The organism is Emticicia sp. GW821-FHT11C11, assembly GCF_058808615.1.
In genome coordinates this window covers 89,207-105,050 of record NZ_JBXARV010000001.1, presented here as the reverse complement: position 1 = coordinate 105,050, position 15,844 = coordinate 89,207, and the positions used below count along the sequence as shown (strand labels likewise).

At 42.0% G+C, this 15,844-nt stretch carries 13 protein-coding genes; 10 read left to right on the top strand and 3 right to left on the bottom strand.

The annotated features are described in order from the left end of the window. The first annotated feature begins 23 nt into the window (after positions 1 to 23). The 7 genes from AC1RRY_RS00440 (at position 24) to AC1RRY_RS00410 (ending at position 9,719) form a co-directional block, all read left to right on the top strand. Positions 24 to 3,239 (top strand): efflux RND transporter permease subunit, encoded by a 3,216-nt coding sequence (locus tag AC1RRY_RS00440; RefSeq protein WP_492819081.1) that lies wholly within the window; start codon positions 24 to 26, stop codon positions 3,237 to 3,239. A gap of 47 nt (positions 3,240 to 3,286) precedes the next feature. Next, complete coding sequence (locus tag AC1RRY_RS00435; RefSeq protein ID WP_492819083.1) at positions 3,287 to 4,378, top strand: efflux RND transporter periplasmic adaptor subunit; 1,092 nt, start codon at positions 3,287 to 3,289, stop codon at positions 4,376 to 4,378. Then, positions 4,378 to 5,721, top strand: a complete 1,344-nt coding sequence (locus tag AC1RRY_RS00430; RefSeq protein ID WP_492819085.1) for a TolC family protein — start codon at positions 4,378 to 4,380, stop codon at positions 5,719 to 5,721. The genes AC1RRY_RS00435 and AC1RRY_RS00430 overlap by 1 nt, the downstream gene beginning before the upstream one ends. Before the next feature lie 110 nt (positions 5,722 to 5,831). After that, positions 5,832 to 6,077, top strand: coding sequence for a type II toxin-antitoxin system ParD family antitoxin (locus tag AC1RRY_RS00425; protein WP_492819087.1), 246 nt, complete (start codon positions 5,832 to 5,834; stop codon positions 6,075 to 6,077). Between the two features lies 1 nt (position 6,078). Beyond that, a complete protein-coding gene (locus AC1RRY_RS00420) occupies positions 6,079 to 6,375 on the top strand; it encodes a type II toxin-antitoxin system RelE/ParE family toxin (protein WP_492819088.1) in 297 nt (98 codons plus the stop codon). Positions 6,376 to 6,554: 179 nt separating this feature from the next. Further along, entirely contained in the window at positions 6,555 to 8,081 is a 1,527-nt protein-coding gene (locus AC1RRY_RS00415; protein ID WP_492819090.1) for an alpha/beta hydrolase family protein, read from the top strand. A gap of 180 nt (positions 8,082 to 8,261) precedes the next feature. Then, the gene (locus AC1RRY_RS00410; protein WP_492819092.1) at positions 8,262 to 9,719 is read left to right on the top strand and encodes a Gfo/Idh/MocA family protein; all 1,458 of its coding nucleotides are present in this window, start codon (positions 8,262 to 8,264) and stop codon (positions 9,717 to 9,719) included. A gap of 80 nt (positions 9,720 to 9,799) precedes the next feature. On the opposite strand, the gene AC1RRY_RS00405 is transcribed toward AC1RRY_RS00410, so the two are convergent. Both AC1RRY_RS00405 and AC1RRY_RS00400 read right to left on the bottom strand, forming a co-directional pair. Continuing rightward, positions 9,800 to 10,909 (bottom strand): glycosyltransferase, encoded by a 1,110-nt coding sequence (locus AC1RRY_RS00405; protein WP_492819094.1) that lies wholly within the window; start codon positions 10,907 to 10,909, stop codon positions 9,800 to 9,802. Positions 10,910 to 11,162: 253 nt separating this feature from the next. Further along, positions 11,163 to 12,704, bottom strand: coding sequence for a YifB family Mg chelatase-like AAA ATPase (locus AC1RRY_RS00400; RefSeq protein WP_492819095.1), 1,542 nt, complete (start codon positions 12,702 to 12,704; stop codon positions 11,163 to 11,165). A gap of 248 nt (positions 12,705 to 12,952) precedes the next feature. Here AC1RRY_RS00400 and nadA point away from each other — a divergent pair, with 248 nt between their 5' ends. Then, positions 12,953 to 13,912, top strand: coding sequence for a quinolinate synthase NadA (gene nadA / locus AC1RRY_RS00395; protein WP_492819097.1), 960 nt, complete (start codon positions 12,953 to 12,955; stop codon positions 13,910 to 13,912). Between the two features lie 28 nt (positions 13,913 to 13,940). Here the strand turns inward: nadA and AC1RRY_RS00390 are convergent, their stop codons facing one another. Next, positions 13,941 to 14,348 carry a hypothetical protein gene (locus AC1RRY_RS00390; RefSeq protein WP_492892818.1) on the bottom strand — a complete coding sequence of 136 codons (408 nt, stop codon included), beginning with the start codon at positions 14,346 to 14,348 and terminating at the stop codon, positions 13,941 to 13,943. A 254-nt stretch (positions 14,349 to 14,602) separates the two neighbouring features. On the opposite strand from AC1RRY_RS00390, the gene AC1RRY_RS00385 reads away from it, so the two are divergent. Both AC1RRY_RS00385 and AC1RRY_RS00380 read left to right on the top strand, forming a co-directional pair. Then, positions 14,603 to 15,061 carry a nucleoside deaminase gene (locus AC1RRY_RS00385; protein WP_492819101.1) on the top strand — a complete coding sequence of 153 codons (459 nt, stop codon included), beginning with the start codon at positions 14,603 to 14,605 and terminating at the stop codon, positions 15,059 to 15,061. 91 nt (positions 15,062 to 15,152) lie between these two features. After that, complete coding sequence (locus AC1RRY_RS00380; protein WP_492819103.1) at positions 15,153 to 15,761, top strand: superoxide dismutase; 609 nt, start codon at positions 15,153 to 15,155, stop codon at positions 15,759 to 15,761. The last annotated feature ends 83 nt before the right edge of the window (positions 15,762 to 15,844 follow it).

Sequence of the window (15,844 nt, the reverse complement as noted above, 5' to 3'; positions counted from 1 at the left end):
TTATTAAAACCTAAATATTTCTTATGTGGATTGTTCGATTAGCACTCAATCGCCCCTATACCATTGCAGTCATGGCTTTTTTGATGATGCTCGGAGGTGTTATGGCAATCCGTTCCATGCAAACGGATATTTTTCCAAAAATTGATATACCTGTAGTAAATATAGTATGGGCGTATCCGGGTCTTTCGGCTCAGGATATGGAGCGCCGGGTTGTGATTAATAACGAACGCGGTATCTCTTCTCAGGTGCAGGGGGTATCACGTATTGAGTCAAGCTCTATTCCGGGTATTGGTCTGTTACGTGTGTATTTTCAGCCCGGTACAGACTTAGGTCAGGCATTGGCGCAGATTTCGGCGGTATCTTCTACTGCCCTTCGTCAGATGCCCCCAGGTATGCAGCCACCCGTTTTGCTGCCCTATAATGCTTCTAACCTCCCGGTGTTACACATGATTATTTCGAGTGAAACCATGGGAGAAGATGCCGTAGCCGACTACACCAACAATTTCCTGCGCCTTCGTCTATTCACCATTCCGGGTCTTCAGACACCCGGTGTCTATGGGGGTAAACAACGCCAGATTAACATTGACATTGACCCCGCGCAATTGATTGCGAAGGGCCTGTCGGCGGCTGATGTTATCTCTGCCCTGCAAAGCTCAAACGTTATCCTCCCTGCCGGCACAGCCCGCATGGGAGAAACCGAATACAACATTGCCCTGAATGCCAGTCCCAGTACGGTTGAGCAGTTCTATGATATACCCGTAAAGGTAATTAACGGTCAGACTATTAAGATTGAAGACATCGGCAAAATATCCGACTCATTTGCAGACCCAACCAATATTGTAAGGATTAACGGCAAACATGCCAGTTATCTGACTATCCTACGGAAATCAAGTGCTTCTACCCTTACTATTGTGGAATCATCAAAAAACATGATTCCCAAAATAAAAGAAGTAGCACCGGAGGGGCTGGAAATAACAACTGATTTCGACCAGAGTTTCTTTGTGAGTGCCGCAATAGATAACGTATTACATGAAATGGTTCTGGCCATATTTCTGGTAGGTTTGATGATTTTCGGCTTCCTGGGCAACTGGAGAAACGTGTTTATCGTTATCACTTCTATTCCTTTGGCTATTCTGACAGCCATCGTTGTATTAGACCTGACAGGTAACTCGCTCAACATCATGACCCTCGGAGGTTTATCATTAGCCGTAGGTATGTTGGTCGATGACGCCACGGTGGCCATTGAGAGTATCCACCGCCAATTAGGCATGGGTAAATCACTCGTACGAGCCATATTAGACGGTGCCGCCGAAATTGCCACACCGGCATTGGTTGCCACCTTGTCTATCTGTATCGTGTTTATTCCGGTATTGTTCATTACCGGCCCGGCCGGATTTCTGTTTGTGCCGATGGCACTATCAGTAGTGGTAGCCATGCTTACATCTTATGTGCTGTCAAGAACGCTTGTTCCTTTGCTATCAAGATTGATGCTTTCGGCAGATTCGCATGAAGCGCATGCTACCAGATTCGACCGTTGGAGAGATGTGCAGTTTGAACGCTTACAGAATACCTATGCAAGCCGTTTAGGCAAAATGCTTAAACATAAAGGCTTCTTATTAATTGTTTCGTTGGTATTGGTGGTGCTTACGGTTGTATTAATTACACCAAAGGTGGGTACTGACTTTTTCCCGACTACCGATACAGGATTCATGAAACTGCATTTCAGGGCACCATTTGGCACCCGAATTGAAGAGACAGAAAAATATGTAGAAAGAATTGAAGAGGCTGTGCGGAAGATTGTTCCGCCGGAAGAATTAAGTACGATCAGTGCTAATATAGGTGTGCCGATATTCTTTAACCTCGCCTACGTTCAGTCGGACAACGTGAACGGCATGGATGCTGAAATCATGATTGCCCTGAAGAAAGACCACAAACCGACAGAAATTTACCGCAATAAAATAAGAGAAGTATTAAATAACGAATTCCCCGGAACGCAGTCATATTTCCAGACTGCCGATATGGTGGGTCAGGTACTGAACTTCGGATTAAGCTCACCTATTGATGTGCAGGTTGAAGTAACTGATTATAACAAAGGTTATGAAATGGCCAAAGTGTTGAGAGATTCGCTCAAAAAAGTAGCAGGATTAAAAGATGTTACCATTAAGCAGGTTCTGGATTACCCTACGTTAAAAGTAGACGTTGACCGTATCAGGGCAGCACAGGTTGGACTGAGCCAGAGAGATGTAGCCAGCAACCTGTTGGTGAATCTTTCGTCGAGTGGTTTGTTTGCTCCTTCTTATTTCCTGAACCCTGCCAATAATGTTAACTACACGGTGGTAGTAAAAACCCCATTGAGCAAGATTCAGTCAATCAGTGATTTGATGAATCTGCCGCTGACTACTAATTCGGCGGCCAGTGCGTTGAATAGTAATTCGACCTTGCAGCCTACAGATGTACCGCGACAAATTGCACAGACCGTACGAAATGTTTCTGACATAAAACCAAGTGTGATGCCCAGCCAGATTAACCATGAGAATATCCAGCGGGTACTCAATGTGTCTGCCAATGTGGAAGACCGGGATTTAGGTTCGGTGTCGGCAGATATCGAGCGTATCGTGAAAAACATGGGTCAACTGCCTAAAGGATTCAGTATCAATGTACGCGGACAGGGACAGGTAATGAATGAATCATTCACAAATATGGCACAGGGCCTTGTTTTGGCTATTCTGTTGGTATATGTGCTAATGGTGGTATTGTTCCAGTCATTAAAAGACCCGCTTATCGTACTGGTGTCTATCCCCGGAGCATTAATGGGTATTATTCTGTTCCTTTTTGCTACAAGTACTACTATCAACGTAGTATCGCTGATGGGTTCTATCATGGCAGTAGGTATCGCTGCTTCCAACGCAACGCTGTTGGTAAGTTATGCCAACGATTTACGGGCAGAAGGATATCCGGTGCTGAAAGCTGTTATAGAGGCCGGGAAAGTACGTATGCGCCCTATCCTGATGACAGCCCTTGCTATGGTGCTCGGTATGATTCCGATGGCTATTGGTTTGGGAGAAGGCTCAGAGCAAAACGCCCCCTTGGCTCGTGCCGTAATCGGCGGCTTGATTATTGCCACGCTCTTTACGCTCTTTATAGTACCAGCGGTTTATGCAGGTTTATATAGAGGTAAGGCAAAAGCTAGAGTGAGCCTTCTGGAAGATCAGGAAGATAAAGCTGAAGCAGTAGCATAACCTATTGAACAACGAAATAAAACAGACATTCAAAAACAATACATCAAATGAAAAATCAACAAAATCTTCGCCGGATAGGATTATTGACTATAATCCTGATTACCATCGGAGTTGGGTTTTTTGTGATTAACCGGGCTGATTCTGCCGAACCACCAGTTGCAAAGTCAAATGAGGCTACCTCGGTAACCACTATTACTATCAGCCAGCAAAAGTCAGGAAAAACCCTTATGCTATCGGCTGAGGCACGCCCGTATCAGTCGGTAACACTTTTTGCCAAAATAAGCGGTTACCTGCAAAAACTATATGTAGATAAGGGACAAAATGTAAAGGCAGGCCAAACGATTGCTGTCATCGAGTCGCCTGATTTAGAACAAGAAAAACTGGCTCTTGAAGCTGATTTGAAACAGAAGCAAAGCTACTTGCACAGGGTTGAGTCTTTACTGGCTAAAAAATATGTAACCGAACAGGAAACCGACAAAGCACGTGCTGATGTTGAAATGGCCAAAGCACGTCTGGACGCACAAAAGGAGAAACTCTCTTATACCACCATTAAAGCTCCGTTTGCCGGTAATGTTTCAGCGCGTTATGCTGACGTCGGCGCTTTGCTACAGGCGGCTACCTCATCACAAACCAGTGCCTTGCCTGTAGTTACGATTTCACAGGTCAATCGTCTGAGAATCACCATTTTTGTAGAACAGGCTGATGCCGGAACTGTCCGTCCCGGTACTCCTGTCGATATTCTTGTACCGGGGTCAGCAGATACCCTGCATGCGAACATTACTCGAATGACACACGAGCTTGATGCCCGCACACGCATGATGCTGGCCGAGATTGAATACAACAATGCCAATAATCAGATATTGGCCGGCAGCTTTCTGAAAGTATTGATTCGTTTGCCTGTTCAGGAGTTCCTGAGTATTCCGGCACAGGCATTGGTAGTAAAAGGAGATAAATACTTCGCACCTGTTATTAAAGATAACCGTATTTTCTACCGACCTATAAAAATCGGTACGGGAGACGGGCTGCAATATCGTGTTTACTCCGGCTTGAACGAAGGAGATGTAGTGGCTCTGAATATCGGGAATTCATTAATAGACAGCTCACTGGTAAAAGTGGTTAACAAACCTGCAATGAAATAATGAACAAAGTCATATTGTTTTTAGGTATATGGTGCTGTGGGTTTACACTTTCGGCACAGGTTAAAACATTAAGTTTTCAGGAGGCTCTTCAAACAGCCATGCAACAGAATGTTGGTATTAAAAAGGCTCAGAATAATGTAGAAACTGCCAAGTGGGATGTTTACGGCAGCAAGAATCTGTTTCTGCCCAATGCAACATTCAATGGGGGTTTCAATTTTCAATCCGGTAGCAACCTGCTTACCGTGGCTACACCATCATTGGTAGCAAGTACTTACACTGGGTTAACCCTACAGGCTAACAGTAATTATGTTTTAGCCGATGGAGCTGCCCGTAAGCATCAGGTGCTGGTATCTGAAAAAACAGAAGAAGCGGCTAATTCTCAGCTTAAGTTTACGCGCCAGCAACTGACGAACGATTTAAGTCTGGCTTTTCTGCAATTGTCGCTGGACAGACGACTGATTGAGATTACCACTCAGAACTGGCACCTTTCTAAAGAACGTGACACTGTACTGACAGATTTGGTGAAAGCTGGTTTAAGATTATCTAACGAACTTTACCAACAGCAAGCCCAGACACGTCTGGATGAACAACAGGTAATAGCTGCCAGAAACTTATTGCAAAGCCATAAGATTTTCCTGATTCGTCGATTGAATCTTCCGGCTGGAGAATATGATTTTCAGGAATTACCTGAAGAAAGTCTGCCAGACCATTCATCGCAGGAATTATTAAGTTCTGCTTATAGCAGACGAAACGATCTATTAACGCTGAAACAACAAAGAGAGGCTATTGCCCTGAGAACACCGATTATTCAGGCCAATTTAAAACCTCAGCTGGTTGCTTCCGGTGGATTGACCACCGCAGGCCGCCATCTGTTCCAACAGAATATCAATGGCAATGATGTGCTCAGCACCATTGAGCAGCGCAATATACTGCGCCAGTTAGGCAATCAGGTGAACGTATATGCGGGCTTAAGTCTGGTCTGGAATATTTTTGACCGCAACCAGACCAAAACGGCTGTAGCCAAAAACCGCATAGAAGAAACTAATCGCCTACTGGATATTCAGGACAGACAAGACCAGATCAGAGCCGAAATAAACCAAGCCTTGACCGACTACGAAACCGCACAACAACAACACACAACCGCACAGGCACAGCTATCTGCTGCACAAGCCGCCTTCGAATTACAGGAAGGTCGCTTTCAGAATGGGCTCGCCACTTTAATTGATTTATTCACCGCACAAAACTCTCTGGCATCTGCCAAAGTGAATGTAGCCCGGGCCACCATACAGGTGCGCTACCAGCAGAAATTGCTCCAATTCTATTCGGGTGATGTGCAGGAATAAACGCCAACAAAAAGAGAAACACCGGGTGTTTCTCTTTTTGTTTATTTAGTATCTGCTATTTGTCAGAGTTACCAATTTTTGGTACTTTTGTTTAAGTAACAATTTGAACCATGAGCAAAAATACATCCATATCTATAGGGCCTCATTTTGACTCCTTTATTCAGAGACAGATTGAAGCAGGTCGTTACGCCTCAACAAGTGAAGTGGTTAGAGCCGGGTTACGTTTGCTGGAACAGGAAGAAGAGAAGCTTAAGCTATTGAGACAAGCATTGATTGAAGGCGAGCAAAGCGGATTTATTGAAGATTTTAACCCAAAGGTATTTCAGGAAAAATTAAGACAAAAATCCCTGGGTTGATATGCCGGAATACAGAATTTCACAACTTGCTCAACAGGACTTAGAGGATATTTGGGAATATACGATTCGCGAATGGTCTATTGAACAGGCAGAAAAATATATCGAAGGCATATTATCTTGCTTCGAATTGATAGCCAATAGAAACATAATTGGAAAAACTATTGACCATGTGCTGCCTGGTTATAGAAAAACACTTTATGGCAAGCACTATATTTTTTATAGAATGGCCTCTGACAATATAATAGAAATCATCCGTATACTGCATGTACGCATGGATATAGAGAACCGCCTTCACTAAATTTCTATTATCTACCAGACATTCTAATCCCTGTAAGAAGTCCGCACTACACAAAAATTCTTAATAACTTTGAATTCCCCACTTTCCGATTTAGCTTTAAATCAGAATATTGATACTCCCTGACAGTTCCGCAATCCCAAACTGCCTTTTCAAAAGAAACTATTCAACCTTATAAAACAATGAAAAGAATTTTCTTTGTCCTGATGTTATTATCGGCAGGCGCAATGGCACAAAATGTTGCCTCTTCTGCCAGCGGTTTAACACCTCCGGTAACTTTTACCGATCAGCAAGACCGTGAAAACATGATGCAGCAATTGGGCATTAAACGCTTAAGACCCGGCCCTAGCGGCAATGAATCTGCTCCGAACCGTGCTAATTATGATGAGGCGTTGGCGAATCCATGTCCTGTGCTACCTGATGCGCTTACCCTCAAAAGCGGCAAAAAAGTAACTACTCCTGAGGACTGGTGGAATAAACGCCGTCCGGAACTGATAGAAGATATTGAAAGGGAAGTGTATGGCCGCTTACCGAAAAAAATACCTACTATAACCTGGACGGTGAAAATAACTGACAAAGAAGTAGTGAGCCGTATACCCGTGATAGCCAAGCAGATAATTGGCCATGTGGATAACAGCGAATACCCGCTCATCAATGTAGATATCAACATGATGCTGGTGGTACCGACCAATGTAAAAGGCCCGGTACCTGTATTGATGATGTTTGGCCGGCCGTCATTCCCTGCTCCGGCACAACCGGGCCCTGAGCACATGGAAAAGCTCAATGCCGTTTTTAAAGACATGATGATCAAGCATGACCCCTCTCTGAAAGCCATTTTTGACCAGTATCCTGCTTATACTCCTGTTACCCGGCTACCCGGCCCTAATTTCTTTGCACCGCCTATATCGGGTGAGTCGCCATCTACTGAACAATTGCTTGCAGCAGGCTGGGGATATGTAACCATTGACCCTGCAAGTATTCAGGCTGATAACGGAGCAGGAATGACCAGAGGTATCATCGGACTAGTCAATAAGGGGCAACCGCGGAAACCTGACGAGTGGGGAGCCTTGCGAGCTTGGGCATGGGGCGCAGCCCGCGGGCTCGATTATCTGGAAACTGACCCGGCCGTTGATGCCAAACGGGTAGGTATTGAAGGGGTTTCACGCTATGGCAAGGCCGCTTTAGTTACATTGGCTTTTGAGCCACGCTTTGCCATTGGGCTCATTGGCTCTTCGGGCAAAGGCGGTTCTACCCTGCACCGCCGGGTATTTGGGGAAGCCGTTGAAAACCTTACCGGAGGCTTCTACTACTGGATGGCCGGTAACTATATGAAATACGGAGCTGATGAAGCCTCTTCCGGTAAAAAAACGGGTTGTGATTTACCAGTAGATTCTCACGAATTAATTGCGCTTTGTGCACCAAGACCTACCTTTATCAGCTACGGAATACCCGAAAAAGGAGATGCCAAATGGCTCGACCAACAGGGCAGTTATATGGCAACCGTAGCCGCAGGTACTGTATTTAAACTATTAGGAGCCAAAGATATGAGTGTTTCGAATGACTACCAGAAGGAAAAAATGCCCCCGGTTAATACGGATATGCTGGAAGGACACCTGGCTTGGCGACAACACGACGGAGGGCACACCGATTGGCCGAATATGCAACATTTCATTCCCTGGGCTAACAGAGTACTGAAATATGAAAAGTAAAACAATGTGACACTAACTTATTAAGCTACCGGTCAGTTAAAATTGCAATAAATTTACAGCCCGCTGCATGTAATTGAGTATAAATTCTTTACATTAGCGAAGCAAAATTGGCGTGTACATTTAAACCGCATCTGCCGATACAAAGCGTAATTATTCAATCCTAAATACGGAATTCTAAAAATGAAAGAGAAATCAAATGAATCCCGGAGAGAATTTATTAAAAAAGGAGCTATTGCCTCTTCTTTTTTTATAGTTCCCCGGAATGTACTTGGTGGAATCGGGTTTATCTCCCCTAGTGACCAGCTTAATATTGCGGCTATCGGCGCCGGTGGCAAAGGCCGAAGCGACATCACCAATGCTTCTGTGAAAGGCAGAGAAAGAATTGTTGCCTTATGCGATGTTGACTTTTCAGGTTCTGCCAAAGAAACTGTCAAGCAATTCCCCAATGCCAAACTTTATGCTGACTACCGCGAAATGTTTGACAAACAAAAAGACATTGATGCAGTTACCATTTCTACACCAGACCACGTGCATGGCCCGGCAGCATCTTTTGCTATGGAGCGCGGCAAACATGTGTATGTGCAGAAACCTATGACGCATAACATCCGTGAGGCGAGGTTACTGACCGAAATGGCCAGAAAATATAAAATTGTAAGCCAGATGGGTAATCAGGGGGCATCGAATCCTTTGCTGAAAACTGTACAAGCCTGGGTGGATTCAGGTAAATTAGGTAAAATAGCTAAAGTACAAATCTGGACAAACCGACCTGTATGGCCACAAGGTAATGCTATGCCTAAACCAGACGACAGCCTGAAACCAAAAGATTTAGACTGGAACCTGTGGCTCGGGCCAAATGAATACAAACCTTATATACCGAATCTGCACCCTTTCGGCTGGAGAGGCTGGTGGGATTACGGTACAGGAGCTTTGGGCGATGTGGGTTGCCACTTAATAGACATTCCGTTCAGAACGTTGGGTTTAAAATATCCGACTGATGCTGAATGTAGCGTAGCCGCAGTTTATACAAAAATGTGGGCACCGGAGTATAATCCTGAGGGTTGCCCTGCTTCTTCGTTTATCACCCTTCATTTTGGTGCTACTGCTAAAAGCAAGTCGCCCATTGAAATGACCTGGAGCGATGGAGGTATCAAACCTGCTCACCCGGACATTATTCCGGCTAATGAAGACATAGGAGGAACCAATAGCAGCAACGGTGTAATGATTATTGGTGAGAAGGGTATCATAACTACTAACATTAATGATAGCTCTCCGATGATGCCGAAATTGTTTCTGAACGATGGTACCAGAGAATTGGGTCCTGACTTACCGAAAGATATTGAACCTGAATACGGCCACCAACGCAGATGGGTAGATGCTTGTAAAGCAGGATTTAACAGTACAGAACACAAAGGCTTAACTTCTTCTTTTGACTATGCCGGACCTATGACCGAAACAGTTTTGATGGGTAACTTAGCCATCAGAAGCTATATGCTCAAAAGAGAAAACAGTAAGGGACAAGCCGAGTTCTATGCACGCAAAAAACTGCTTTGGGATGGTGAAAACACAAGAATCACTAACCTGGAAGAAGCTAATCAGTTTGTAGGCAGAACCACCTACCGCGAAGGCTGGAAAGTTTAGTGTTATTTTTATGTTATATAGGAGGAGTAGCTTTCATTGGCTACTCCTCTTTTTTAATTGCTTTTTTGGCCGATCAGGGATTATTCCTCATTTTTAATTTTTTCCAGAAAATCTAATCTTGTTTTTTCCTTTTTGATAACATCCAGATTTTCTTTTGTAAATTTCACGATCAGTTTAGGAGAAATACTTGCTGCAGAGGATATAAAACGTCTGATTTTTTGTAAATTATCCTTAATATTATCTTCATAGTTTCCGATATTCAGAACAAACGACTGATTAGAAAAATCCGGGTCATTATACCCGACAATCATTGGTAATCCTTGTGACAAATATTGTCTTGATTTCAATGGACAGGCCTCCTTCATACTCTTCCTGTGCAAAGCCAAAGTAGATATACCTATTTGGCATTCCCGGATAATTTTTCTCGCAGCTATTTCATCTAAATACCCATAGACTTTCACGTTTATCTGATTTTTGTATTCGCCCAATGTTTCAAGATTCTGAAGGGGTGGGCCAATGATATGAAATACATAATCCTGGCATTTGGTTGCTAAATAAAGTATCTTATCCAGTCCATGCCATGTCTGATTTGGTGAACCAATAAATACGATATTCTTTGGGTTTAATTTATCATCATTTTGCCTGACGGCATCAATAAATTTAGTTGTATCTATCCCATTTCCAATAACACATCTAGCCTTTTTGAACTTCCGGAAAGAAGCATGAGATAGTATTTCATTTGTAACAGATATAAACGCCGAAGCATTTTGCAGAAAGAAATGTCTGGTAAGTAAATTGTAATAATAAGCAATTAAATTACGAATTTTGAGTTCTTCAACGTCAATTGTATTTAACTCAACTACATACCTGCACCTAGACTTTAAAGCACTGACAAGAAAAGGCCTGTAAAAAATAAATCTTGAATATATGATATCGGGACAAAATTCATCAATTTCAGCTTGAAGTAATTTCGCAACTTTAAAAAAATTAACTATTTTATTGAATACCTTTCTTTCAAAAAGAGACAAGACTTTTCCTTTAGGTATTGCACAATCCCAGCTTTCTGATCTCAACGATATTAATTTGACGGCGTGTCCTTCTTTTTCCCAAAAATCAATTTTAGATTTTATCTTTTGAACCACCCCCGAACTCGTTGAAATATTTTCATCGACAACATATAAAATTCTCATAAACCAACTCTTCAGTATTTTCCTTTTCAATAGCAATGTCTAAAAACTTTACTATAGCAAAGAAATTTTGTTGTGTTTTTTTAAATAACCGATATCTAATTTATCCGTACTGTGAAACTATTTCTTTTATATCCTGATCCAGGTTATAATAACAACAGACTTTGAAATTGTGGTTTTACACTTGCAACTTCTTTATTCTCATTTTGTTTCTCTTACCCGATTATTTTTATTGAATTTTAAAGACAATCATTAGTTATCCCGCCCAGTTTTCCCTATCCAGACTTCTGAACTGGATAGCCTCTGCCAGATGTTCTATACGGATTTCCTCAGAATCTGCCAGGTCAGCAATAGTACGTGATACTTTCAGAATTCTGTCATAAGCTCTGGCAGACAGACCGAGACGCTCCATAGCTTTTTTCAAAAGGGCTTTTCCTGCGTCTCCTATTTCACATATTTCTTTCACCATTTCAGGCGGCATCATTGCATTCGAATAGATGTCCGGGTATTTTTCAAATCTAAGTGTTTGTATCTCTCTCGCCCTGATTACTCTTTCTCTGATAACCGCTGATGACTCATTCTTACGGGTTGACGAAATCTGGTCAAAACTTACGGGTGTAACTTCAACATGTAAATCTATTCTATCCAGTAGCGGTCCGGAAATTTTGTTCAGGTATTTACCGACAGTTCCGGGAGGGCAGGTACATTCTTTTTCGGGATGATTATAAAAGCCACAGGGGCAAGGATTCATACTTGCTATCAACATAAAATTCGCCGGAAACTCAACCGCCTGCCGCGTTCGGGAAATCACCACTTTTCTTTCCTCCAGTGGTTGTCGCATTACTTCAAGTACTGTGCGCTTAAACTCGGGCAGTTCATCCAGAAATAAAACACCGTTATGTGCTAACGAAATTTCTCCTGGTTGAGGGAATCCTCCCCCTCCTACCAAAGCCGCATCTGAAATAGTATGATGCGGCGCACGAAAAGGGCGACGGGCAATCAGTGATGCTTTTACGCCCAGTTTTCCTGCTACAGAATGAATCTTGGTGGTTTCAAGCGCTTCATGAAGCGTCAATGGAGGTAATATAGATGGAATACGCTTGGCAAGCATAGTTTTACCTGCTCCGGGTGGGCCTATCATAATTACATTATGCCCACCGGCAGCCGCAATCTCCATAGCTCTTTTGATATTCTCCTGCCCTTGTACATGAGAAAAATCAGCTTCGTATTCATTCAACGAATTATAAAAAATATCGCGGGTATCGGTTATTAAAGGCTCTATTTCTTTTACACCCGTTATGAAATCTATGGCTTCTGTCAGGGTTTGTACACCGATAATATCCAGATTATTAACGATTGATGCCTCTATGGCATTTTCAACAGGCAGAATAAATCCTTTGAGTTTATCCCTACGGGCTTCTATAGCTATAGGCAGCACTCCCTTAATAGGCCTCAGTGTACCATCAAGAGCCAGCTCTCCCAGAATTACGTATTCTTCCAAATTTATAACAGGACTAATTAGCTCTCCGGCTGTCAGGATGCCTATCGCCATAGGTAAATCATACGCTGAGCCCTCCTTCCGGATATCGGCAGGTGCAAGGTTAATGACAGTTTTTTGTCTGGAAATCTGATAATTGCAGTTTTTTAGCGCAGCATCAATACGTTGTTGACTTTCTTTCACAGCTCCATCGGGAAGCCCTACTATTGACATACCGATGCCTTGTACTACACTTACTTCAACTGTTATCAAGGTAGCATTTACTCCATATACCGCTGCCCCAAAGGTTTTTGATAACATATTCTGGTTTTTTCTATCAAATTAAAACATCATTTTAATACTAAACAAATTCTGTTTCCAATCAGGCAAATATCTTCTGTCAGAGCATGTCCAATTGTCTATCTCAGAAAACTATTTCAATCAGAATGAGATTTTACTTAAGTAAAAATTGTTATTGCATTATTAAGATACAAAAGTAACAATATCTTTGCAGCTAAAATCTGGAAAGGTTTTATGTTTTATTGACAGTTATACGCAATTGAATCAAGATGGTAAAGGAAAATATTGATTATGTAGCTGAAATAGCACGATTGAAGAAAGAGAAGAACGCTGTTATTTTAGTGCATTATTATCAGGTAGCCGAAATTCAGGATATTGCCGATTATATTGGCGATAGCCTGGGGCTTTCGCAGCAGGCAGCTAAAACAGATGCCGACATGATTGTTTTTGCCGGTGTAAGATTCATGGCAGAAACAGCCAAGATATTATCTCCGCAAAAGAAAGTGATTCTACCTGACATGAACGCAGGTTGTTCTTTGGAGGAGTCTGCTCCTGCAGATGAATTTGCTGCGTTTAAAGCACAACACCCCGACCATATCGTGATCTCTTATGTGAACTGTTCTGCAGCGTTGAAAACATTGACCGATGTGGTTTGTACCAGTAGCAATGCGGTTAAGATTGTAGAGAGTTTCCCGAAAGACCAGAAGATAATCTTTGCACCTGACAAAAATCTGGGTGGATACATTAATCGGGTTACAGGGAGAGACATGGTTTTGTGGGATGGAGCCTGTATGGTGCATGAGACGTTCTCAGGCAAAATGATTCAGGATTTGAAAGCCAAACACCCAAATGCCAAAGTTGTAGCTCACCCGGAAAGCGAGCAATCGGTTTTGCAGCTGGCTGATTATATCGGGTCTACCACCGGCTTATTAAAGCACGTAATTACGAGCCCTGAAAAAGAGTTTATCGTAGCAACGGAATCGGGCATTTTGCATCAGATGAGAAAGGCCGCGCCCGACAAGAAATTCATTGTAGCGCCCACATCAAAAAATGGACATGCCTGCCAGGCTTGTTCTGATTGCCCGCACATGAAGCTTAACACCCTGGAGAAACTCTATTTGTGCCTGAGAGACGAAACGCCTGAAATAACTTTATCGCCTGAAATTATTGAAGAAGCCAGAAAACCTATTGAAAGGATGCTGGAGTTATCGGCCAGGTTTGGGTTGTAAGATTGCTCTTTGTCAAAAATGAAATTGGTTATACTTTTTCTAACATAACTGAGAGAAAGTAGGGAACAAGAAATAACAATATTATTCCGGATACAAAGAAAATAATAACCGTTCTCTTTTTATCATTTGTGCTTGATTCTTCAATATCAATAGTATCTAAAGGAGGAAGCAATCTATGAATGATATTAAGTAAAATCAAAAGTGGAGCAAATAGTATAATTCCATTGAAAATCAATGAATAGAAGTCTTTTCCCATCAATACAAACTTCAATTTCAGTTTGAATTGCAGCATAGCCACAATTGTTAAGAAAGTCATGTAATGCAAAAACAGAATTCCTCCAAACACATATTTGTATTCTCTTTTGGCATAGGTTTCACCGTGTTTTTTAAGCAAAAAACTGTAGAGGAAATTACGTAGAAGTAATAGGAATTTCAAATGTCGTTTAATTAAAGTGAATGGCTATTCAGCCGAATAATTCATTATACTATGTACACTAATTTATTGCCTGCTTAAAATAGATTCTATCTCTGATTTTCAATATAAATGACAGCATACCGGTTTATATGAAAAATGAATATATTGAATTTTAATTTTTAAGATAAAGTTAAAAAATTTATAACGATATTAAAATCGGCGCTTAATTTCTGACAGACTACTTTTGTACATTAAACCATTAATTATCTACTGATTTGGGTCTCACTTATCCTCTATACTCGCACGAATACTTTATGGCTAAAGCTCTTGATTTGGCCATACAATCAGGCGAAGCCGGAGAAATCCCGGTTGGCGCAGTAATAGTTGCAGGCGGCAGTAAAATTATAGGTAAAGGCACTAACCAGACAGAACAACTGAACGATGTTACGGCCCATGCCGAAATTATTGCCATTACGGCTGCTGCGCAATTTCTGGGTGCCAAATACCTGAAAGACTGCACTTTGTATGTAACACTAGAACCTTGCGTGATGTGTGCCGGAGCCTTGAATTGGTCTCAGATAGACAGAATAGTCTTTGGTGCTTCCGACCCCAAGCGTGGTTTTTCAAAGGTCACTCCAAATATATTACATCCGAAAACCAGTATTGTAAAAGGCGTTTTAGAAAAAGATTGTGAGGTTATGCTGAAGAATTTTTTCAGAGATTTGCGAACATAATTTATGTCGTTCGCGTTTAGCCAGTATACTTTAGTGTAATATTCAACACTAATTCATCAGGACATTCAATAATTAAAACTTAATTTAAGATATGGCATACACACTCGATCCTCTCCCTTATGCAAGTGATGCACTGGAGCCTCATTTTGATAAAGCAACAATGGAAATCCACCATGACCGTCATCACCAGGCTTATGTAACTAATCTCAATAATGCCATTGCAGGTACCGATTTAGAGGGTTTAAGCCTAAAAGAACTTCTGGCAGATATCAGCAAATATCCGGCTGCAGTAAGAAACAACGGTGGCGGACACTTCAATCATGACTTATTCTGGAATATTCTTTCTCCAAACGGCGGTGGTATTCCTCAAAGCACTTTAGGTAAAGCAATAGATGAGGCCTGGGGCTCATTTGATGCCTTCAAAGATGAATTCAAAAAAGCGGCTATCAGCCGTTTCGGTTCTGGTTGGGCATGGTTGGTTACAGATGGAGAAGGCAAACTTTTCATTACCTCTACTCCTAACCAAGACAACCCGTTGATGGATGTGGCAGAGAAGAAAGGCACGCCAATTCTGGGTCTTGATGTATGGGAGCACGCTTATTATCTGAAATTTCAGAATAAACGTCCGGACTATATTGATACTTTCTGGAACGTAGTTGATTGGGATGCCGTACAAAAACGTTACTCAAATACTAAGTAAAAATATTCAGAATTCGGTTCTTAAAGAGATGCTTACAGGCATCTCTTTTTGTTTAATAAAATATCTCCTTTTACGAAGCGCAT